Consider the following 21,696-nt stretch of genomic DNA (forward strand, 5'->3'; position numbering starts at 1 on the left):
TTACCTGATGGCGCTGTTAATTACCAAAAAATGCATCAACTGCGATATGTGCGAACCGGAATGTCCGAACGAGGCCATTTCGATGGGTGATAGCATTTATGAAATTAACAGCGATCGCTGCACGGAATGCGTGGGTCATTACGAAACGCCCACCTGTCAAAAAGTGTGCCCAATCCCCAATACGATCCTTAAAGATCCGGCGCACCCTGAGAACGAAGAGCAGCTGTGGGATAAGTTTGTGCTGATGCACCACGCGGATAAAATCTAGCTTTCGATAATAACCGTTGCGCAGGCGTAGTGGCGCTCATCGGCCAGCGTGACGTGAACGGCGCTGACTCCCAGGCGCTCTGCCAGATTCCTGGCCTCGCCCCACAGGCGCAGCTTCGGTTTACCCAGCTCGTCGTTATAAACCTCAAACTGATTAAAAGCCAAACCGTTACGAATGCCGGTACCCAGCGCTTTTGCCGCCGCCTCTTTCACCGCGAAGCGCTTGGCCAGAAAGCGCACCGGCTGCTGGTGCTGCTCCCAGATTGCCCACTCGCTCTCGCTTAATACGCGTCGGGCAAGGCGATCGCCGCTACGGGCGATCACCGCTTCAATGCGGGCAATTTCAACGATATCCGTGCCCAGCCCGAGAATAGCCATTAAGGACGGGCTTCCTGCATCAGGCGCTTCATTTCAGCAACCGCTTCCTTCAGGCCGCTCATCACCGCGCGACCGATAATCGCGTGGCCAATATTCAGCTCATGCATTTCCGGCAGTCGGGCGATGGCCTTGACGTTGTGGTAGGTCAGACCGTGTCCGGCATTGACCTTCAGGCCAAGGCTGGCGGCGTAGGTGGCCGCTTTGGCAATGCGCTCGAGCTCTTTGGCCTGCTGCGCGTCGCTTTCGGCATCCGCGTAGCAGCCGGTATGAATTTCGATATAGGGCGCGCCCACTTCCGCCGCCGCCTTAATTTGCGCAAAATCGGCATCAATGAACAGCGAAACCAGAATGCCGGCATCGGCAAGACGCTGGCAGGCGTCGCGCATTTTTTCGCGCTGGCCGGCCACGTCCAGGCCGCCTTCGGTAGTCACTTCCTGGCGCTTCTCCGGCACCAGGCAGCAGAAATGCGGTTTGGTTTCGCAGGCGATCGCCAGCATCTCTTCGGTCACCGCCATTTCGAGGTTCATGCGGGTATCCAGCGTCTGGCGCAGGACGCGCACGTCGCGGTCGGTGATATGGCGGCGGTCTTCGCGCAGATGCACGGTGATACCGTCGGCGCCGGCCTGCTCGGCGATAAACGCTGCCTGTACCGGGTCCGGGTATGCGGTGCCGCGAGCGTTACGTAGCGTAGCGATATGGTCAATGTTGACCCCTAACAGTAATTCAGCCATGACAATCCTCATTGTTCATTATTTGTTTTATCTGCTCGCGCCGCTCTGGCGGGAATAAACTGGCGAAACAGCTCCCGGCTCTTTAGCGGCTTGCCGCCAAGATACGGCTTCAGGGCGATACGGGTAAAGCGTTTGGCAGCACGTAAGGCATCGCTATCCGGGAACTCACGGTTAGCCAGCGCCTTCAAATGGTGCCCGGTAAAGCTGTTGTTATCAATAACCAGACTGGCGATAAAGCCTTTTTCTTCGCGGTAGCGATAGGTCATGGTATCGGAGACCGCTTCGCCGCTGCCGGCGCAGTGCAGGAAATCGACGCCGTAGCCCAGATGCCCGAGCAGGGCCAGTTCGAAGCGGCGTAAAGCCGGCTCCGGCGTACCGCTCGCGCCGGCGAGCGCCTGGAGGCAGTGCAGGTAGTCGAAAAAGAGTTCAGAGAAGCGGGTTTCGTGTTCGAGCACCCGGGAGAGCAGCTCATTGACGTAGAGGCCGCTATAGAGCGTAATCCCGCTGAGCGGTAGCGCCAGCGAAACGGCCTCGGCGCTGCGCAGCGTTTTGACTTCGCCACGGCCGCCAAAGCGGAGCAGTAAGGGGGTAAATGGCTGGAGAGCGCCTTTCAGACTGGAGCGTTTGGAACGCGCGCCTTTGGCAACAAGACGCACGCGGCCCGACTCTTCCGTGAAGACGTCCAGCATCAGGCTGGTTTCGCTCCACGGGCGGCTATGCAGGACGAAAGCGCGCTGCCAGCCTTCCATCATACTCGTCGTCTTTCAGGTTGCAGGCGCGCCGGCTGCGTCAAGTCACCCCGGTCGCTTACGACAGTAAGCTCCCGGAGACTCACGGTCTTGCCGCCTGCCTGCACCTCGAAAGCCATGGAGTAGCAAACTCAGAGATCGTCAACGTAACCGAGGCTGCGCAACGCGCGCTCGTCGTCGGCCCAGCCGGATTTGACCTTCACCCACAGTTCGAGGTGAACCGGTGCTTCGAACATATCCTGCATGTCTTTACGCGCTTCAATACCGATGGTTTTGATTTTGGCGCCTTTGTTGCCAATAACCATCTTCTTCTGACCTTCGCGCTCAACGAGGATCAGGCCGTTAATATCATAACCGCCGCGTTCGTTGGTCTGGAAACGCTCGATCTCTACCGTTACGGAGTACGGCAGCTCGGCCCCGAGGAAGCGCATCAGCTTCTCACGGATGATTTCAGAAGCCATAAAGCGCTGGGAGCGATCGGTAATGTAATCTTCCGGGAAGTGATGAATCGCTTCCGGCAGATGTTTACGCACAATCCCGGCGATGGTATCGACGTTAGTCCCGGTTTCCGCGGAAATCGGCACGATATCGAGGAAGTTCATCTGGCTTGCCAGGAACTGCAGGTGCGGCAGCAGATCGGCCTTCTCCTGCACGTTATCGACTTTGTTCACCGCCAGAATAACCGGTGCCCTGGCGTCGCGCAGCTTGCCCAGCACCATTTCGTCGTCCGCGGTCCAGCGGGTGCCTTCAACAACGAAGATCACCAGCTCAACGTCGCCAATCGAGCTGCTCGCCGCTTTGTTCATCAGGCGGTTGATCGCCCGCTTCTCTTCCATATGCAGGCCCGGGGTATCAACGTAGATTGCCTGATACGGCCCTTCGGTATGGATGCCGACAATGCGGTGACGGGTGGTCTGCGCTTTACGAGAAGTAATCGAGATCTTCTGCCCAAGCAGCTTGTTCAACAGCGTGGATTTACCCACGTTCGGGCGGCCTACGATGGCAACAAACCCGCAATAATTTTTTTCTTCGCTCATTCCAGCTCCAGCTTTTTCAGCGCCTGTTCGGCGGCAGCCTGCTCCGCCTTGCGACGGCTGGAACCCGTGCCGACCACCGGTTCACTCAGGCCGCTAACCTGGCAGTGGATAGTAAATTCCTGATCGTGTGCTTCCCCGCGCACCTGAACGACCAAATAAGATGGCAGCGGCAGATGGCGACCCTGCAGATACTCCTGCAGGCGGGTCTTCGGATCTTTTTGCTTATCGCCCGGGCTAATTTCGTCCAGACGAGTTTGGTACCAGGAGAGGATCAGACGTTCGATATTCTGAATATCGCTGTCGAGGAAGACCCCGCCAATTAACGCTTCGACGGTATCTGCCAGAATCGATTCACGACGGAAGCCACCGCTTTTCAATTCACCCGGCCCCAGACGCAGACATTCACCCAGCTCGAACTCGCGAGCGATTTCCGCCAGCGTGTTGCCTCGTACCAGCGTCGCGCGCATGCGGCTCATATCGCCTTCGTCAACCCGAGGGAAACGATGGTAGAGCGCATTCGCGATCACAAAACTCAAAATAGAGTCGCCTAAGAATTCCAGGCGCTCATTGTGTTTGCTGCTGGCACTGCGGTGAGTTAATGCCTGTTGCAACAGCTCCTGATGATTAAAAGTGTAGCCCAGCTTCCGTTGAAGCCGATTAATTACGATGGGGTTCATGCGTTACCAATAGATGAATGCGTCAAAAATGCAGCACACGAAACCGACCTGAGCATTCTCGCCAACTTCACGTTGCATGCGCGCTTGTTTGTCGCCTTTCTGCAACCCAAATTATTGAGAGAATAAACAACCAACGCGGTTTCGTGTGCAGTGTCACTCTTACGAGAGACAACCAAAACTTCGGGGGGATATTCTATACGCAACGACAGGGGATGTCGTTAGTTTGGATGGATTTAAATATTAAATAATTCACGCTGCCGATATTGCAGCGGCAGCGTGAATCGGGCAGGGAAATTAGTGGATGCTGCCGATGCGCGATAAACGCACGCCGGTTGGCCACTCGCCTTCCTGTTTTTCGAAGCTCATCCAGATAGCCGTGGCTTTACCCACCAGGTTGGCTTCCGGCACAAAGCCCCAGTAGCGGCTATCCGCGCTATTATCGCGGTTGTCGCCCATCATGAAATAGTGGCCCGGCGGCACAATCCAGGTCGCCAGCGGCAGACCGGACTGATGGTAGTACATCCCCACCTGATCCTGGGCAATCGGCACGGTCAGAATACGGTGGGTAACGTCACCCAGCGTCTCTTTGCGCTCGGTCAGACGGATACCGTCCGCCTTGCTCTCGCCCTTCGGCAGCTGCCAGAATCCGCTGGTCGCTTCGCCGCCGTTGCTGCGAGAGAAGGTCTGGACGAAATCGCTCGGCTCAACGTTAGAGTAAGTGACCGGCAGCGCGTTGCCGCACGCCTGTCCGGAACTGCATCCCGGCTGGATAGTGACCTGCTTGGCCAACGGATCGTAGGTGACTTTATCACCCGGTAAACCCACCGCGCGCTTGATGTAGTCGAGGCGCGGATCTTCCGGGTATTTAAACACCACGATATCGCCGCGCTTCGGATGCCCGGTTTCGATCAGCGTTTTCTGATAGATAGGATCTTTAATCCCGTAAGCAAACTTCTCTACCAGAATAAAATCGCCAATCAGCAGCGTCGGCATCATTGAGCCTGACGGGATCTGGAAGGGTTCGTAAATAAATGAACGCACCACCAGCACGATCGCCAGCACCGGGAACACCGAGGCCCCCGTTTCCAGCCAGCCCGGTTTCGGGCCGACCTTCTTCAGCGTTGTTTTATCCAGACCTTCACCGGTCGCTTCCTGGGCTGCGGCCTGACCTGCGCGACGCTTCGGTGCGAAGATAAACTTATCCAGACACCATAAAAGCCCCGTTACCAGGGTTGCGATCACCAGGATCAGGGCAAACATGTTCGCCATGCCAACTCCTTAATGGTTATTTTCCGTCTTTACCCACGTGCAGAATGGCGAGGAACGCTTCCTGCGGCAGTTCAACGTTACCCACTTGCTTCATGCGCTTCTTACCGTCTTTCTGCTTCTGCAGCAGCTTCTTCTTACGGCTCACGTCGCCGCCATAGCATTTCGCGAGGACGTTTTTACGCAGCTGCTTAACGGTAGCACGGGCGATGATGTGGTTGCCGATTGCCGCCTGAATCGCGATATCGAACTGCTGACGCGGGATCAGCTCTTTCATCTTCTCTACCAGCTCGCGGCCGCGGTACGGAGCGTTATCGTTGTGGGTAATCAGCGCCAGCGCATCAACGCGCTCGCTGTTGATCAGCACATCGACGCGCACCATGTTGGAGGCCTGGAAGCGCTTGAAGTTGTAGTCCAGCGACGCGTAGCCGCGAGAGGTTGACTTCAGGCGATCGAAGAAGTCGAGGACCACTTCCGCCATCGGGATCTCATAGGTCAGCGCAACCTGTTTACCGTGATAAACCATGTTGGTCTGCACGCCACGCTTCTCGATGCAAAGGGTGATGACGTTGCCGAGGAACTCCTGCGGCAGCAGCATATGGCACTCGGCAATAGGCTCGCGCAGCTCGTAAATGTTATTCAGCGGCGGCAGCTTGGACGGGCTATCGACGTAGATAACCTCTTTCGCCGTCGTCTCAACTTCATAAACTACCGTTGGCGCCGTGGTAATCAGATCCAGATCGTATTCGCGCTCAAGACGCTCCTGGATGATCTCCATGTGCAGCAGGCCAAGGAAGCCGCAGCGGAAGCCAAAGCCCAGCGCGGTCGAGCTTTCTGGTTCATAGAACAGAGAGGCGTCGTTGAGGCTCAGTTTGCCCAGCGCATCGCGGAAGCTTTCGTAATCGTCAGAGCTCACCGGGAACAGGCCGGCGTACACCTGCGGTTTGACCTTTTTGAAACCAGGCAGCGCTTTGTCAGCCGGGTTACGGGAAGTGGTCAGGGTATCGCCTACCGGCGCGCCGAGGATGTCTTTAATCGCACACACCAGCCAGCCAACTTCGCCGCACTTCAGCTCGGTACGATCGACCTGCTTCGGCGTAAAGATACCGAGACGATCGGCGTTATAAACCTGTCCGGTACTGATGACCTTAATCTTGTCGCCCTTGCGCATGGTGCCGTTTTTAATACGCACCAGCGAGACAACGCCGAGATAGTTATCGAACCAGGAGTCGATGATCAGCGCCTGCAGCGGGGCGTCCGGATCGCCTTCCGGCGGCGGAATGTCGCGCACCAGTCGCTCCAGCACGTCCGGAACACCTACGCCGGTCTTCGCCGAGCAGCGCACCGCATCGGCGGCGTCAATGCCGACGATATCTTCAATTTCTTCCGCAACGCGTTCCGGATCGGCCGCAGGCAGGTCGATTTTGTTGAGGACCGGCACAACTTCGAGGTCCATTTCCATCGCGGTATAGCAGTTAGCCAGCGTCTGGGCTTCAACCCCTTGACCGGCATCGACAACCAGCAGCGCGCCTTCGCAGGCGGCCAGAGAGCGCGACACTTCATAGGAGAAGTCGACGTGTCCCGGGGTGTCGATAAAGTTCAGCTGGTAGGTCTCACCGTTGGTGGCCTTATAATCCAGGGTGACGCTCTGCGCCTTAATGGTAATGCCGCGCTCACGCTCAAGATCCATGGAATCCAGTACCTGGGCTTCCATTTCACGATCGGAAAGGCCACCGCAAATCTGGATGATACGGTCAGACAACGTAGACTTACCGTGGTCGATGTGGGCGATGATTGAAAAGTTACGTATATTCTTCATATTTAGAGTTAATTATGCCTTACGCGTATCATGAGGCCACTGTTCTGTGCCTGACGTTTTTTAATCCGAAAACGCCGCATTCTACACTACATCCTTGAAACCAGGAAATGCTCTTACAGCTAGCATCACCGGAGTAAATGGCGGGATCTTACGGGAGCGGTAAATAAAAAATAAAGGCCAGTGGAATCACTGACCTGCTTCTGAAGAGGGTGTTTCAATACACACTAAATCGGGCGCTAAAGCCACGCTAATGATGATCGGCTGCCACGACTGACGAGCGGCCAGGCCGGGGGAGAGCCCGCGCGCGACCAGGAACCCGCCAACGCCGCCAAGTATCGCGCCGCAGAGGGAGGCAAAATCATTAGAGAACAGCACCTGGAAAAGGGATGCCATCACAAACAGCCCGACCAGCGGCGCCATATACACTAATAGCGCGGAGCCTAACAGGCTGCTTTCCGCGATGCCGAGCTCCACTTTTTGCCCGACACTCAGCGGTTCTGCGCTGGGCACGCTGATAGTGTGGCTGGTTTGCGGCCCCAGCTTATTCAGCACCCGGCTACCGCAGCCGGCGCGCGAAGCGCAGCTGCTGCAGGACGCTTTGACATCGCAGTGCACCTGCGCCATCCCGTTGTGCCAGGAAACGACGGTCGCCCACTCTTTAATCATTGTACGGCCTTGAATTTGATGCTGTCGGCAATGCGCTTAGCCGTTTGCGGCGGCAGTTCGCCCACCACGGTTATCTCCGCGCTGTCGCGTACCGTGGTACTCACGGTACGACGCCCGGTGCGTAGCAGCTGATCGCTGCTGTTCGCCGTTGCGCGATTGACGTTGATCGAGAAGCTAAACAGTCCGTCTGAATAGAGGCGAGATTCAACCGGGCCGTCGAAGGTTGGTAGACGGCGCTGGCTGCTGGATATCTCGGAGACGCCCTGCGGTAGCCAGGCTGGCGCCCAGTTGAAGTTAGCTTTATCGCCACCTTCCGGCACCGACAGCTGCGGAGGCAAATTAGCCTTCGCCAGCGTCTCCATGCTGCTGCTTACCTTATCGCCAACGCTAAAGGACACAACCCGGAACTGCTCCAGAGTTTCGCCATCTCGGTCGAGTAAATCAACCCGCATCGGTAGCCGAGTTTCCGCATCGAGCCAGACAATATAGCTATAGCGCGTACCGTCTCTCGCCACCACGCGGATCACTTCACATAGGCGATCGGCAATACGCGTACGTCCCACGGAGATGAAATCGTAGTAGGACGCCAGGCGTTTGAAATCGGTATAGGCCAGTGAAGGCAGGGAATCAACGATGTAGTCACCGTTCAGGGTGAACGGATCGAGCCCAGGCTCGAAGTAGCTGATTTCATTACCGCGCAGCACAACCTCACGACGGGGACCATCGAGCTGCAAAAGCTGAGCGAGAGGTTGATTGTTCAGCCGCGCGTGACGATAACGCAGCGACTCAACGCCCTGTTTGTTGATGCTGACGAAGGACAGCTCATAATTGAGGGACTGGCTAGCCACGTTCATTTGCTGCAACAACGCCCCGGAAGAGGTATCAGCCGAGGCGTTGACAGAGAAGAACAGGCTGCCTGCCATGAGCGACATGGCACACCAAAGTTGCTTCATTACTGCGATTGCGTTCCTAAAGTTTGATAACCCGGTACCTGAACGGCGGCCTGCTGAGTCTGGGCTTGACCAAACTGAAGCTGTTCGGCATGCAGGCGACGCTGTAATTCATAGTCCTGCAGCATGGCGTTAATGCGGCGACGCTGCTCCTGGACCTGCACCTGTTGACCGGTTCCTGCGGAAGCATCTGCCGGTACGCCCAGGCTCACCGGACTCGCTTTGCCCATCATCGGCATAGTATTAAACACCGGTGCTTCAGGCTGCTGAGATGATTCGGTTTGCCCATTATACTGCTGGACGCCGACGATAACAGCAAGCGATACGCACGCGGCGACGCCCATCTGCGTAAGCGAACTGGCCCACGGGCGCACTTTCTGCCAGAAAGGCATCTGACGCCACTGGTGCGGTGCCGGCTGAGATTCGGGAATAAGCGGCACCGTCTGGCGAACGGGCTCGTTTTCGATGGCGGCCATCACGCGAGCTGAGATATCAAAATGGAGCATCTCGGCTGTGTCGCCTCGCAGCGAATCGCGGATGAGATGGTAGCTCTCCCAGGTCTTTTGCATTTCAGAAGAACCGCTCAGCTCATTAAGCAGTTCGTTATCCAGCGTTTCACCATCCATTAAGGCCGAAAGTTTTTCTTTCTGCATGCCTGATACCCTTTTCAGTATTCCGCTATCGTCAACGCCTGATTAGCGGTTGAACTTTATTATCAATAGCTTCTCGTGCCCGGAATATACGCGAACGTACCGTCCCTACCGGACAATCCATGATAGCGGCTATCTCTTCATAGCTTAGGCCATCAAGCTCCCGCAACGTAATTGCCATGCGTAAATCTTCCGGGAGCGATTCAATGGTACGAAAAACTATTTGTCTCAGTTCTTCTGACAACATTAAGTTCTCAGGGTTCGAAATTTCTTTCAGCGCCCCGCCGCTTTCGAAGTTTTCAGCCTCATTGGCATCAACATCGCTGGACGGCGGGCGACGACCCTGAGCAACCAGATAATTCTTCGCCGTGTTTACGGCGATACGATATAACCAGGTATAAAAAGCACTATCTCCCCGGAAAGAATCCAGCGCACGCCATGCTTTTACGAACGACTCCTGAACAACGTCCGGGATATCGCCCTGCGGCACGTAGCGGGAGACCAGGCTCGCGACCTTATGCTGATAGCGCACCACCAGCAGGTTAAACGCTTTCTGATCTCCTTTCTGGACCCGTTCGACGAGGACCTGATCCGTTAACTGCTCGCTCATCCGAGGTAATGTCTCCCCAAACCTAATTCCCATGCGTCTTCAAAGCACTACCCAATCACTGCATTATGAGCAAGCAGTCGATTGGAGTACCTGAAAACAATAAAGTTCCGTTACGCCTTTGATTTTTGTCTGGCAACGGCGGACGATTTGTTATCTCTCATTATATGTCCCGTTACTCAGCGCAGGTAAGATGATGAGGAAAAAGCGTAAGGTCCGCGAGAAGGGTAACGTAACACGGTTTATATTTCACTATAAAATCTGAAGCTAACGATCTGCTTCGCAAATATTTTCTTTCATTTCTCCCCCGCCGCTTTAGCGCAGCATGTTTAGTTGCTGCAACCAACGGTAAAAAAAATGTACGATTCGTCACGACCTGGTGCTATTGTGGCTCAATTGTGTTTAGTAAATTAAACAAAGGCCATGAATACAACTCCTGAGTTCTCCTGTGATGTATTGATTATTGGCAGCGGCGCTGCCGGTTTGTCGCTTGCCTTGCGGTTGGCGGAGCACAGTTCGGTCACCGTACTGAGCAAAGGCCCGATCAGCGAAGGCTCCACTCTTTATGCGCAGGGCGGCATTGCCGCCGTCTTTGACGAAACGGACAGCATCGAATCTCACGTGGAGGATACGCTGATCGCCGGAGCGGGCCTGTGCGATCGTCACGCCGTCTCCTTCGTGGCGAGCAACGCCAAACCTTGCGTGCAGTGGCTTATCGATCAGGGCGTGCTGTTCGACACCCAGGTCCAGGCCAACGGCGAGGAGAGCTATCACCTGACGCGTGAAGGCGGCCACAGCCATCGCCGCATTCTCCACGCCGCCGATGCCACCGGTAAAGCGGTGGAAACCACCCTGGTGAGCCAGGCGCTTTCACACCCCAATATCCGCGTGCTCGAACGCAGCAATGCCGTCGATCTGATTATTTCTGACAAGATTGGCCTGCCCGGCGATCGTCGGGTCGTCGGGGCGTGGATCTGGAACCGTAATAAAGAAAAGGTTGAGACCTGGGGAGCGAAAGCCGTTGTTCTGGCAACCGGCGGCGCTGCCAAGGTTTATCAATACACCACGAACCCGGACGTATCATCCGGCGACGGTATTGCCATGGCCTGGCGTGCGGGCTGCCGCGTCGCCAACCTGGAGTTCAATCAGTTCCACCCTACCGCGCTGTACCATCCGCAGGCGCGCAATTTCCTGCTGACCGAAGCGCTGCGCGGCGAAGGCGCCCACCTGAAGCGTCCGGACGGTTCACGATTTATGCCCGATTTTGACGCCCGCGGCGAGCTGGCTCCGCGCGACGTCGTCGCCCGCGCCATTGACCATGAGATGAAGCGTCTCGGCGTTGACTGCATGTATCTGGATATCAGCCATAAGCCCGAAGCCTTTATTCGTCAGCACTTCCCGATGATCTACGAGAAGCTACTCGGTCTCGGTATCGACCTGACGAAAGAGCCGGTGCCGATCGTGCCGGCGGCGCATTACACCTGCGGCGGGGTGATGGTTGACGATAACGGGCGGACCGATGTCGAGGGGCTGTATGCTATCGGCGAAGTCAGCTACACCGGCCTCCACGGCGCCAACCGCATGGCCTCCAACTCGCTGCTCGAATGCCTGGTCTACGGCTGGTCGGCCGCCGAAGATATTCGGCGCATCATGCCGCAGGCGCAGGCGGTTACCGACCTGCCGGCCTGGGACGAGAGCCAGGTTGAAATCCCCGATGAGCTGGTAGTTATCCAGCATAACTGGCACGAGCTGCGCCTGTTGATGTGGGACTACGTCGGGATTGTGCGCACGACCCGTCGCCTGGAGCGCGCCCTGCGGCGCATAACCATGCTGCAGCAGGAGCTCGACGAATACTATGCCCGCTTCCGCGTCTCCAACAACCTGCTGGAGCTGCGTAACCTGGTGCAGGTTGCCGAGCTGATTGTGCGCTGTGCAATGCTGCGCAAAGAGAGCCGCGGCCTGCACTATACGCTGGACTACCCGGATCTGCTGCCGGACAGCGGGCCGTCTGTTCTCACGCCGGACGCTCACATAAAGAGATAAAAGTCCTGGGTCAGCGCGGTAAATCCTTCGGAGTATTGCTGCTCTGGCCCACGGATAATCAGCCGGTCACTGAAGCACTCCCCCGCCGTCGGCGAGAAGGCAAGGAGCACCCGATGAGGCGCGCGCATTTCCGTTTCCGCCACGTCGGTGCGTAAACGCAGATGCCACCCCATCGTCTGCGCGCGTCGGGCAAACGCGTCGCCAATATCCACCGGCAGCACCACGCAGAAAAATCCCTCCTCTGTGATACACTCAGCGGCACAGCTTAATAGCGTCACATGATCGAGCGTGGTCGTATATCGCGCCTGTTCGCGCTGGGATGTTGCGCAGGGCACGCCTTCGGCAAAAAAAGGCGGATTGCTGACAATCAGCTCATAGCGTCGGGTTTGCGGCGGCTGCCACTGTTGAATATCGGCTTGATGTACCTGGATACGGGCGGGCCATGGCGAAGCAACGGCGTTTTCCCGCGCCTGTTCTGCCGCCTCTTCATCCAGTTCAACCGCATCCAGCGCCACCTGCTCCCCGGTACGCTGAGCCAGCATCAGGGCCAGCAGGCCGCTGCCGGTACCGATATCCAGCACGTGCTTAACCTGAGCAATCGGCGCCCACGCGCCGAGCAGAATACCGTCGGTACCCACTTTCATTGCGCAGTGGTCGTGAGCGACAAAGAATTGTTTAAACGTAAAACCATTGCGCGGCAGCGCAAACTTCGACTGAGACATCCTAACAACCTTGCGGGCAAAAACTCCTGAGCTTGAGGCTATGCACAATACCGGAGAACAGATAGCCTTACAAACAGATGAACATTGCGCGCGTAACGTCTATAATCGTCGGTCCACTCAGAGGTAGATAATGACTGTAACGACTTTTTCCGAACTTGAACTCGACGAAAACCTGCTGGAAGCCCTCCAGGAAAAAGGTTTCACACGCCCGACAGCCATTCAGGCCGCCGCTATTCCGCCTGCGCTCGATGGCCGTGATATTCTCGGTTCAGCCCCGACCGGCACCGGTAAAACAGCGGCGTATCTGCTGCCAGCGTTGCAGCACCTGCTTGATTTCCCGCGCAAGAAGTCAGGGCCTCCGCGTATTCTGATCCTGACGCCAACCCGCGAGCTGGCGATGCAGGTTGCTGACCATGCGCGCGAGCTGGCGGCGCACACCCATCTCGATATCGCCACCATCACCGGCGGCGTCGCGTACATGAACCACGCGGAAGTGTTCAGCGAAAACCAGGATATCGTGGTCGCCACCACCGGCCGCCTGCTGCAGTATATTAAAGAAGAGAACTTCGACTGCCGCGCCGTAGAAACGCTGATCCTCGATGAAGCGGACCGAATGCTGGATTTGGGCTTCGCTCAGGATATCGAACATATTGCCGGCGAAACCCGCTGGCGTAAGCAGACCATGCTGTTCTCCGCGACCCTCGAAGGCGATGCCATCAAAGATTTTGCCGAGCGTCTGCTGGAAGAGCCGGTGGAGGTGTCCGCATCCCCTTCCACCCGCGAGCGGAAGAAAATCCATCAGTGGTACTACCGCGCCGATGACGTTAAGCATAAAACCGCCCTGCTGATAAACCTGCTGCAACAGCCGGACGCCACCCGTTCTATCGTCTTTGTGCGCAAGCGCGAGCGCGTTCATGAGCTGGCATCCTGGCTGCGTGAAGCCGGTATCAACACCTGCTGGCTGGAAGGCGAAATGGTTCAGGCGAAGCGTAATGAAGCGATTAAGCGCATGACCGATGGCCGCATGAACGTGCTGATTGCCACCGACGTTGCCGCGCGCGGGATCGATATCCCGGACGTGAGCCACGTCTTCAACTTCGATATGCCGCGCACCGCGGATACCTATCTGCACCGTATCGGCCGAACCGGTCGTGCCGGGAAGAAAGGCGTGGCGATCTCTCTGGTTGAGGCGCATGACCACCTGCTGCTGGGCAAAATCGGTCGCTACATTGACGAGCCGCTGAAGGCACGCGTTATCGACGAACTGCGCCCTTCAACCCGCGCGCCGAGCGAGAAGCAAACCGGTAAGCCTTCGAAGAAGGTGCTGGCCAAGCGCGCAGAGAAGAAAAAAGAGGAACAAGAAAAGCCGCGCGTGAAGAAACGTCACCGCGATGCTAAAAATGTCGGCAAGCGTCGTAAGCCGAGCGGCAGCGATACGCCGCAGCAGTCGAGCTAAGAGTAAAACAACGCCGGGATATCCCGGCGTTTTTGCATTTACGCCCGCGGTGACAGCGCCGCGGGGAGTGGTATCGGGCGCGCCCTTGAGCCGGTGAGTCAGGAATTGATCGTTATGAAAAAAAAAGATTTCGTCACCCAGGATCTGCTCAGCAAAATCTACCAGCACAATGACCCCGGCCCTCGCAAGCTCCCGCCTGAACGCCGGCTGGCGGAGGAGTATGGCGTCTCGCGGTTTACTATCCGCCAGGCGCTGGAAAAACTCGCCGACATCGGCGTCATACGCATCGTGCAGGGCTCAGGGATCTGGATTAACGAGCGGATGAGCAACAATCCGCTGGTCTATAACTCCATCACCGAAAAGCGTTTCGATCGGATGCGCTACCGAACAATTAGCCTGCATAAAAAACGCCCCGGCCGCGAGGAGCAGCAGATTTTTGGCATTACGGATGAGGATTTTATCTGGCAATTTTGCCGCCTGCGCTTCGTCGATAACGTGGCGCTGCAGATTGAGATTTCGCGGATGCCGGCCGCCGCCTTTGCCGATCTTAGCCGGGAGGTTATCGAGCAATCCCTGCAGCAGTATGTGCTGGCCAAGGGCTATCAAATTTCACATTTGCTCACCACCTATCAGGCGGTGAGCGTCAGCCGGGAGCAGGCCGCTCTGCTGGGTTGTAAAAAGGGTATCCCGGCCATGCACATTAACAATCGAGGAATTCTCGACGGCGGTCAGGTGTATGAAATCAGCGATATCATCGATATCAACTACTCCTGTACCTACGTTATTCCGCATAACCGCGATAACTTAACCTTCCGCCAGGCCCCCTCGGACTAGCTATGGCGTATGGATCGTGCCGTCAGGCAGGCGGCTCTGCGTCCATTCATGCGGACGATAGACAAGCGGATATGCCTGCGCCAGCGGCTGATTAAAGCCGACGCCAATGCCTGCCGCCGTTGGCGGGTAGATAAACCCGTTATTGACGACGGGCGCGCCGGGGAATACCGCATCGGTCGCCTCAGAACGCGGTATAAACTCCTGGATTGCGGCATTGCTGAGGTGGATATTCAGGTGGGTATTGACCGCAACCCCAATCGGCGTCATATCGCCTGGCCCGTGCCACGCCACGCGCACGCCGAAGGCCTGACAGAGAACCGCCAGCTTCAGGGCCGGCGTAATCCCGCCAATCTGCGAAACGTGGCAGCGGATAAAATCGATCTGTCGCTTAACAATCAGGTCATGCCATTCAGCCGGATTATTAAACAGCTCCCCCATCGCGAGCGGGATCGCGCTTTGCTGGCGGATCTGCGCCAGCCATGCGCTCTGCTGCGGCGCTAAAATATCCTCAATAAACCACGGCTGATAGGGCTCGAGCTGCTTTGCCAGCTGCAGCGCCTGCTGCGGGAAAAGCCTTTCGTGGACGTCATGGAGGATATGGAAACGATGTCCGTAGCGCGCTCGCAGCAGCCGGAACATCTCTACCGTATTCCTGATGTACTCATCCTGATCGTAATAGGCACCCGGCGTCGGGTTCTCCGGCGTGTGCATCTCCTGCGCCGTGCCACCGTAAAAACCGAGCTGGCAGCGGATGTGGCGATAGCCCTCCTCCAGCAGACGCTCAACGGCGATAAACAGCGCTTCCGGCGTCTCGCCGCTGGCATGGGTATACGCCGGGATAGCGTCACGCGATTTGCCGCCAAAAAGCTGATACAGCGGCATTCCCGCCAGCTGGGCTTTGATATCCCATAGCGCCATATCAACGCCGGCGATCGCGTTATTCATTACCGGCCCGTTTCGCCAGTAGGCGTTGACGTTCATCATCTGCCAGAGGTCTTCGATATTGTTGGCATCACGGCCAAGCAGCAGCGGCTTAAGGTATTCATCAACCATCGTTTTGACCGCCAGCGGACGCTGCTGGAAAGTCGCGCAGCCGTGGCCCACGGTGCCTTTGTCGGTGGTAACGCGTACCGTGACCAGGTTATGACGATCGGGGCGGGTGATATAACACTCAATATCAGTAATTAGCGTAGCGTTCACGGCAAGGCTCCCTGCGGCAAAAATAAAAGATGATGCCAATTATCTTCGCCCTATTTATTAGACAAGGTAAACCTTTTTATTTAATAAAATTTTGGTTCGAAAAAGTGATTTAATTTCATAAAAAACCATACCAATTTAGATAAAAACCGCTCACAACCACCTTAACTACGGTAATTTGTGACTGAAATCATATTTTATTGGTTTGTTTTTATAGTTTGGCTTATTTACCATTTGACGACGCAAACAGCACCACAAATTAATCCAGGAGCCGGTATGGAGACGCAAGATGCAATCAGCAGAATTATTTTTCTGATTGGCGGAAAAGAAAACATTAATAACGTCTGGCACTGTATGACCCGATTACGCTTTGATTTAATTGATGATAACAAAGTAGAAAAAGAAGAGATTAAAAAGCTACCCGGCGTGCTCGGCGCGCAGCTGCAGAGCGATCAGTTTCAAATCATCATCGGGCCGAAGGTCAGCAGCTGGTATGAACGCCTGCTCGCGGCATTAGGTCCCGTCGGCAGCGAGGCTGCGGAAAAACCCCACCAGCGCAAGGGGCTGGTATCGCTGTTTATGGATACCGTGTCGGGCGTTTTTGGCCCGATCGTGCCGGCCATTGCCGGGGCCGGGATGATAAAAGGCCTGCTGGCCGGACTGATCGCGCTGAAAGCGGTACCGCAAAATAGCGATACCGTGATGATCATCGACCTTATCGCCAGCGGCGTATTCTATTTCCTGCCCTTTTTCCTTGCCGTCTCGGCGGCAAAGATTTTTAAGACCAACGAGTATCTGGCCGTCGCCGTTGCCGCCTGCCTGATGTACCCGACGCTGATTGACGCCGCGAAGGCGCTGGCGGCCCATCACGATGGGGCGGCTTCCGCGCTGTGGCTGCTAAATGCCGTGCCGATCCCGGTATTCAACTACGCCTCCAGCGTGATCCCGGTTATTTTCTCCGTGCTGGCGCTGAAATATATCTATGCCTGGGTCGATCGTATTATGCCCGAGGTGCTGAAAACCGTTTTCACGCCGACGCTGACGCTGTTTATCGGCGCCCTGGCAGCGCTGGTGATTATTGGTCCGGTTGGCATTTGGCTTGGCAGAGCGCTGGCATGGTTTATTGAAGGTCTGTTCGGCATCTCCGCGAGCTTTGCCGGATTGGTGGTGGGCGCTATCCGCCCGGTCGCGATCCTCACCGGGATGCATCACGCCATGACGCCCATTGCCCTGCAAAACTTCAGCGATCGCGGTTACGACATGCTGATGCCGATGATGTTTATGGCCAATATGTCGATAGCGGGCGCGACCTTTGCTATCTGGCGCGTGAGTAAAAACCGCCAGCAGCGCACGGTTACGCTGTCTGCGGCAATTTCCGCGCTGCTTGGGATCACCGAGCCCGCGCTGTTCGGCGTCTTAACGCGCTATAAAAAAGCATTCGTCGCGGCCACCGTTGCCAGCTCGCTGGCCTCAGCCTTTATCGCTTTCTTCGGCGTACGGCTGTATGGCTACATTCTGTCGAGCATTTTTAGCCTGCCGGCTTACATCGGCCCCTACTTTATCTTTGCGCTGTCGGGCGTGGCGATCGCCATCGTATTGTCGTTCACCCTCACCACGCTGCTGGTAAGGCAGGAGCGCTAGCCTGAGATAATAAAAAACCCCCGGCTCGATTGAACCGGGGGTTTTTTGCTAACGCTTACAGACTTTCAGTGAAAGTACGTGCAATAACGTCGCGCTGCTGCTCTGGCGTCAGAGAGTTAAAACGTACCGCATAGCCGGATACGCGGATGGTCAGCTGCGGATATTTCTCCGGATGTTCAACCGCATCCATCAGCGTTTCACGACGCAGGACGTTAACGTTCAGGTGCTGACCACCTTCAACGCGCACTTCCGGTTTAACGTCGAGCGGAATCTCACGGTATTCGATTTCGCCGAGCTTGTTCACCGCAACCACGTCATCTTCAGCAAAACCGCCTTTTGCACACAGGCAACGCGCTTCGCCCTTTTCGCTATCCAGCAGCCAGAAAGAGTTCAGCAGGTCGTCGTTTGCCGCTTTAGTAATTTGGATACCTGTAATCATGTGATGCCTCCCTTAGGCAATATTTATTCGTTCTGTTGGCCCGTTCATGGCCAATTGGTAAAACCATTGTTGTATGAGTGTATATATATCAGCCGAACACCCGGTATTCATTGACCCAAATCAACAAAAACCACTAATTAAAAGTGGGTATGAAGGGATATTATTGTTTTACATCAAGTTACGCTATAGCCAATGCCAAATAATTTTGTAAATTTTCAACTATTTTTGCAGACAAAACGTCAGCAAAGCGGCAGCGATTTTGTTATGCAGAAAGAAGCAGTTAAGCTATAGCGATACCACTTTGCAGGAGAGCATGATGACCACCCCACTGACCTGGCACGACGTGCTGGCGGAAGAGAAGCAACAGCCCTATTTTGTGAATACCCTGAAAACCGTCGCCGAAGAGCGCCAGTCGGGCATGACGATTTACCCACCGCAAAAAGATATTTTCAACGCCTTTCGCTATACCGAGATCGGGGATGTAAAAGTGGTTATCCTCGGGCAGGATCCCTATCACGGGCCAGGACAGGCGCACGGCCTGGCCTTTTCCGTACTCCCGGGGATCCAAACTCCACCGTCGCTGTTGAATATGTATAAAGAGCTGGAGGGAACCATCCCTGGCTTCAGCCGTCCCGCGCATGGTTATCTTGAAAGCTGGGCGCGCCAGGGCGTACTGCTGCTCAATACGGTATTAACGGTACGCGCGGGGCAGGCGCATTCTCATGCCAGCCTTGGCTGGGAAACCTTTACCGATAAGGTTATTTCGCTGATCAACGAGCATCGGGAAGGGGTGGTGTTTTTACTGTGGGGCGCGCACGCGCAGAAGAAAGGTGCCATCATCGACCGCCAGCGCCACTGCGTGCTGAAGGCGCCGCATCCGTCCCCGCTCTCCGCTCACCGGGGCTTTTTCGGCAGCAACCATTTTGTCCTGGCCAACCAGTGGCTGGCCGAACGCGGCGAAGCGCCGATTGACTGGATGCCGACCCTACCGGCCGCCGAGGAGTAGCCGGATCCCGCGCCCGTTACGCTAAGCGTAAAAACAAAAATGCCAGCATTATGCTGGCATTTTTTTCAGACAGATCGGGCATCAGGCCTTGTTCTGGCGCCACCATTCGGCCAGCAGAACGCCGGTCGCGACGGAGACGTTCAGGCTTTCGACGTTGCCGGTGCCTTCGATAGCCACGTTCAGATCCGCGCTGGAGATCGCCGCATCAGACAGACCATCGCGCTCCTGGCCTAACGCCAGCACCATTTTCTTCGGCAGCTCGGCTTTGTAGAGCGGCGTCCCGTTGTGGCTGGAGGTAGACACAATCGCATAGCCCGCCGCGCGGAACTGCTCCAGTGTGTCGAGGAAGCTATCGCCGGTAATCGGCTCTACGTGCTCGGCGCCGCCCTCTGCGGTACGAATAGCCGCACCGGATTCCAGCATCCCGGCATCCTGAACCACCACGCCCTTCACGCCGAAGTGGGCGCAGCTACGCATGATGGCGCCAAGATTGTGCGGGTTACCGACGTCTTCAAGCGCCAGTACGCAATCTTCTGCATCGGCTTTAGCGACCCACTGCGCAACGGAAGTCCCGTTACGTTTCTTAATCAGGAAGCAAACCCCGCCGTGGTGCTCGGTGCCGGATGCTTTCGCCAGCTCGGCTTCGTCAACCACGTGATAGGCTTTACGGTTGGCCGCCATCCAGCGCAGGGCCTCTTTAAAGCGCGGGGTGACGCTCTGCACGAACCAGGCGCGAACGATAGCGTCCGGACGGCTCTGGAAAAGCGCCTGGCAGGCATTTTCGCCATACACGCGGGTCTCTTCCGCACGCTGACGGCGCAGCACTTCCGGATCGATAAAGCTTTTACCGCTGATCCCGCCGTGATCCGGCTTGGCTACGGCGTCATCATTCGGTGCACGTGAAACGGTACGCCACGGGGAGCCCCCTTCACGATCGAAATCATCGCGTTTGCGATCGTCACGTTTGCGGTCATCACCGCGGCTGTTTCTTTCATCGCGGGCAGGGCGGCTACGGCCGTCAACACGAGATTTTCCTGGGCGCCCTCCCCCTTTCCCGGTACGCGGGTTATGGGTGCGTCTGTCAGAATCATCATCACTGCGGACATACATCACTTTGACCTTGCCGCTTTTATTTTTCAGTTCGTCGCTCATCAATTTTCTCCACCTGCGCTGCGCGAAGCGCGCAGATTACCCGATGTATCACCGCTTCGCCATTATTTCGTTTAAAAGATAGGGTCTATCGTATTCATCGAACAAAACGCATTGTTGTTTAACGGTACCTAATCGATAATATGTAACATTACAGATACAAATCGGCCACGTGCCGCGCTGCAACCCATAACCAGAGGTTAGTTATGAATACCGTTTGTGCCAGTTGTCAGGCTCTGAACCGCATCCCCGACGATCGTAGCGCCGATGGCGCTAAGTGCGGGCGCTGCGGCCACGATCTTTTTGACGGCGACGTCATCAACGCGACCGGGGCAATGCTGGATAAACTGCTGAAGGACGATCTGCCGGTTGTTGTCGATTTCTGGGCCCCGTGGTGCGGACCCTGCCGTAATTTCGCGCCGATCTTCGAAGACGTTGCGGAAGAACGCAGCGGCCAAATGCGCTTCGTGAAGGTCAATACCGAAGCTGAACGTGAGCTGAGCGCGCGTTTTCGCATTCGCAGCATTCCGACCATTATGATGTTTAAAAACGGCGAAGTCATCGACATGCTGAACGGAGCGGTACCTAAGGCGCCGTTCGACAGCTGGCTTAACGAGGCCAACCAGCAGTAAACCTGACGGGGCAGCGCTTGTGCCCCGTTTTCTCCTCTGCGACAATGGCGTTTTCTTTTAGCGACCCCCCATGATTGATAACGCCGTTCTTCGCCTGCGTGCCGAACGTCTCGCGCGCGCGACCCGACCTTTTCTTGCTCGCGGTAATCGAGTCCACCGCTGCCAGCGCTGTTTGCTGCCGTTGAAGCAGTGCCTGTGCGCAACCCTCGCCCCTGCAGCGGCCACCAGCCGCTTTTGCCTGGTGATGTTCGATACTGAGCCGATGAAGCCAAGCAACACCGGGCGCCTTATCGCCGATATCCTGCCGGACACCGAGGCGTTTCAGTGGTCGCGAACCGAGCCGCCGCAGGCGCTGCTCGATCTGGTCGCCAATCCTGACTACCAGCCAATGGTCGTTTTCCCGGCGTCGTATGCCGGAACGGAGCGCAAGGTGCTGAGCTCGCCGCCTGCGGGTAAACCGCCGCTGTTTATCATGCTCGACGGCACCTGGACCGAAGCGCGAAAAATGTTCCGTAAAAGCCCGTATCTTGACGCGCTGCCGGTCATTTCCGTCGATCTGTCGCGTATTTCGGCCTATCACCTGAGAGAGGCCCACGCTGAGGGACAATACTGTACGGCGGAAGTGGCCATTGCCCTGCTGGATCTCGCCGGAGACACACACGCCGCGGGCGCGCTCGGCGATCATTTTAGCCTGTTCAGAAGCCGCTATCTGGCAGGAAAGACGCAGCATAAGGGCAGTATCACAGCACAAGAGACGGAAAGCGTTTAAAATCATCCGGT

23 protein-coding genes are annotated in these 21,696 nt (G+C 56.3%); 8 read left to right on the forward strand and 15 right to left on the reverse strand.

The window, feature by feature from the left end:
* Positions 1–7 precede the first annotated feature (7 nt).
* Complete coding sequence (locus M2416_RS21795) at positions 8–268, forward strand: YfhL family 4Fe-4S dicluster ferredoxin (RefSeq protein ID WP_041146749.1); 261 nt, start codon at positions 8–10, stop codon at positions 266–268.
* On the opposite strand, the gene acpS is transcribed toward M2416_RS21795, so the two are convergent.
* From acpS to rpoE, 11 genes are all read right to left on the reverse strand, one after another.
* Entirely contained in the window at positions 265–645 is a 381-nt protein-coding gene (acpS, locus tag M2416_RS21800) for a holo-ACP synthase (RefSeq protein ID WP_076947779.1), read from the reverse strand. The two genes, M2416_RS21795 and acpS, sit on opposite strands and share 4 nt — an antisense overlap.
* Entirely contained in the window at positions 645–1,376 is a 732-nt protein-coding gene (gene pdxJ, locus M2416_RS21805; RefSeq protein ID WP_045856382.1) for a pyridoxine 5'-phosphate synthase, read from the reverse strand. The genes acpS and pdxJ overlap by 1 nt, the downstream gene beginning before the upstream one ends.
* Positions 1,377–1,384: 8 nt before the next feature.
* Positions 1,385–2,125, reverse strand: coding sequence for a DNA repair protein RecO (gene recO / locus M2416_RS21810; protein WP_041147718.1), 741 nt, complete (start codon positions 2,123–2,125; stop codon positions 1,385–1,387).
* A gap of 131 nt (positions 2,126–2,256) precedes the next feature.
* Positions 2,257–3,162, reverse strand: coding sequence for a GTPase Era (gene era, locus M2416_RS21815; protein WP_041146752.1), 906 nt, complete (start codon positions 3,160–3,162; stop codon positions 2,257–2,259).
* Positions 3,159–3,839 (reverse strand): ribonuclease III, encoded by a 681-nt coding sequence (gene rnc, locus M2416_RS21820; protein WP_041146753.1) that lies wholly within the window; start codon positions 3,837–3,839, stop codon positions 3,159–3,161. Before rnc ends, era begins: the two co-directional genes overlap by 4 nt.
* Before the next feature lie 294 nt (positions 3,840–4,133).
* Positions 4,134–5,108, reverse strand: a complete 975-nt coding sequence (gene lepB / locus M2416_RS21825; RefSeq protein WP_041146755.1) for a signal peptidase I — start codon at positions 5,106–5,108, stop codon at positions 4,134–4,136.
* 16 nt (positions 5,109–5,124) lie between these two features.
* On the reverse strand, positions 5,125–6,924 hold the full coding sequence (lepA, locus tag M2416_RS21830; protein WP_259226686.1) for a translation elongation factor 4: 1,800 nt from the start codon (positions 6,922–6,924) through the stop codon (positions 5,125–5,127).
* Between the two features lie 186 nt (positions 6,925–7,110).
* Entirely contained in the window at positions 7,111–7,590 is a 480-nt protein-coding gene (rseC, locus tag M2416_RS21835; protein ID WP_259226689.1) for a SoxR-reducing system protein RseC, read from the reverse strand.
* Positions 7,587–8,543, reverse strand: coding sequence for a sigma-E factor regulatory protein RseB (rseB, locus tag M2416_RS21840; protein WP_076947777.1), 957 nt, complete (start codon positions 8,541–8,543; stop codon positions 7,587–7,589). The genes rseC and rseB overlap by 4 nt, the downstream gene beginning before the upstream one ends.
* Complete coding sequence (rseA, locus tag M2416_RS21845) at positions 8,543–9,193, reverse strand: anti-sigma-E factor RseA (protein WP_041146759.1); 651 nt, start codon at positions 9,191–9,193, stop codon at positions 8,543–8,545. The genes rseB and rseA overlap by 1 nt, the downstream gene beginning before the upstream one ends.
* Before the next feature lie 31 nt (positions 9,194–9,224).
* Positions 9,225–9,800 (reverse strand): RNA polymerase sigma factor RpoE, encoded by a 576-nt coding sequence (rpoE, locus tag M2416_RS21850; RefSeq protein WP_041146760.1) that lies wholly within the window; start codon positions 9,798–9,800, stop codon positions 9,225–9,227.
* A gap of 420 nt (positions 9,801–10,220) precedes the next feature.
* Between rpoE and nadB the strand changes: the two genes are divergently transcribed.
* Positions 10,221–11,840 (forward strand): L-aspartate oxidase, encoded by a 1,620-nt coding sequence (gene nadB / locus M2416_RS21855; RefSeq protein ID WP_259226694.1) that lies wholly within the window; start codon positions 10,221–10,223, stop codon positions 11,838–11,840.
* On the opposite strand, the gene trmN is transcribed toward nadB, so the two are convergent.
* Positions 11,825–12,562, reverse strand: a complete 738-nt coding sequence (gene trmN / locus M2416_RS21860; protein WP_259226696.1) for a tRNA(1)(Val) (adenine(37)-N(6))-methyltransferase TrmN — start codon at positions 12,560–12,562, stop codon at positions 11,825–11,827. The two genes, nadB and trmN, sit on opposite strands and share 16 nt — an antisense overlap.
* 130 nt (positions 12,563–12,692) lie before the next feature.
* On the opposite strand from trmN, the gene srmB reads away from it, so the two are divergent.
* Positions 12,693–14,018 carry an ATP-dependent RNA helicase SrmB gene (gene srmB / locus M2416_RS21865; RefSeq protein ID WP_041146763.1) on the forward strand — a complete coding sequence of 442 codons (1,326 nt, stop codon included), beginning with the start codon at positions 12,693–12,695 and terminating at the stop codon, positions 14,016–14,018.
* Between the two features lie 114 nt (positions 14,019–14,132).
* Positions 14,133–14,852, forward strand: a complete 720-nt coding sequence (locus tag M2416_RS21870) for a GntR family transcriptional regulator (protein ID WP_259226702.1) — start codon at positions 14,133–14,135, stop codon at positions 14,850–14,852.
* Here the strand turns inward: M2416_RS21870 and M2416_RS21875 are convergent, their stop codons facing one another.
* Complete coding sequence (locus tag M2416_RS21875) at positions 14,853–16,052, reverse strand: enolase C-terminal domain-like protein (RefSeq protein WP_259226704.1); 1,200 nt, start codon at positions 16,050–16,052, stop codon at positions 14,853–14,855.
* A gap of 273 nt (positions 16,053–16,325) precedes the next feature.
* Between M2416_RS21875 and M2416_RS21880 the strand changes: the two genes are divergently transcribed.
* Positions 16,326–17,690: a PTS transporter subunit EIIC gene (locus M2416_RS21880; RefSeq protein WP_259226706.1), complete on the forward strand. Its 1,365-nt coding sequence runs from the start codon at positions 16,326–16,328 to the stop codon at positions 17,688–17,690.
* A 55-nt stretch (positions 17,691–17,745) separates the two neighbouring features.
* On the opposite strand, the gene grcA is transcribed toward M2416_RS21880, so the two are convergent.
* Positions 17,746–18,129, reverse strand: coding sequence for an autonomous glycyl radical cofactor GrcA (gene grcA, locus M2416_RS21885; protein ID WP_076947771.1), 384 nt, complete (start codon positions 18,127–18,129; stop codon positions 17,746–17,748).
* A 316-nt stretch (positions 18,130–18,445) separates the two neighbouring features.
* Here grcA and ung point away from each other — a divergent pair, with 316 nt between their 5' ends.
* Positions 18,446–19,135 carry a uracil-DNA glycosylase gene (gene ung / locus M2416_RS21890; protein WP_143992109.1) on the forward strand — a complete coding sequence of 230 codons (690 nt, stop codon included), beginning with the start codon at positions 18,446–18,448 and terminating at the stop codon, positions 19,133–19,135.
* A gap of 81 nt (positions 19,136–19,216) precedes the next feature.
* Here the strand turns inward: ung and M2416_RS21895 are convergent, their stop codons facing one another.
* Complete coding sequence (locus M2416_RS21895; protein WP_259226711.1) at positions 19,217–20,287, reverse strand: tRNA/rRNA methyltransferase; 1,071 nt, start codon at positions 20,285–20,287, stop codon at positions 19,217–19,219.
* Between the two features lie 203 nt (positions 20,288–20,490).
* Here M2416_RS21895 and trxC point away from each other — a divergent pair, with 203 nt between their 5' ends.
* Together trxC and tapT are read left to right on the forward strand one after the other, a co-directional pair.
* Positions 20,491–20,916, forward strand: coding sequence for a thioredoxin TrxC (gene trxC / locus M2416_RS21900; protein WP_041146770.1), 426 nt, complete (start codon positions 20,491–20,493; stop codon positions 20,914–20,916).
* 70 nt (positions 20,917–20,986) lie between these two features.
* A complete protein-coding gene (tapT, locus tag M2416_RS21905) occupies positions 20,987–21,685 on the forward strand; it encodes a tRNA-uridine aminocarboxypropyltransferase (protein ID WP_259226713.1) in 699 nt (232 codons plus the stop codon).
* Positions 21,686–21,696 lie beyond the last annotated feature (11 nt).

It is taken from the genome of Klebsiella sp. BIGb0132 (assembly GCF_024810075.1).
GTDB lineage: Bacteria > Pseudomonadota > Gammaproteobacteria > Enterobacterales > Enterobacteriaceae > Klebsiella > Klebsiella terrigena.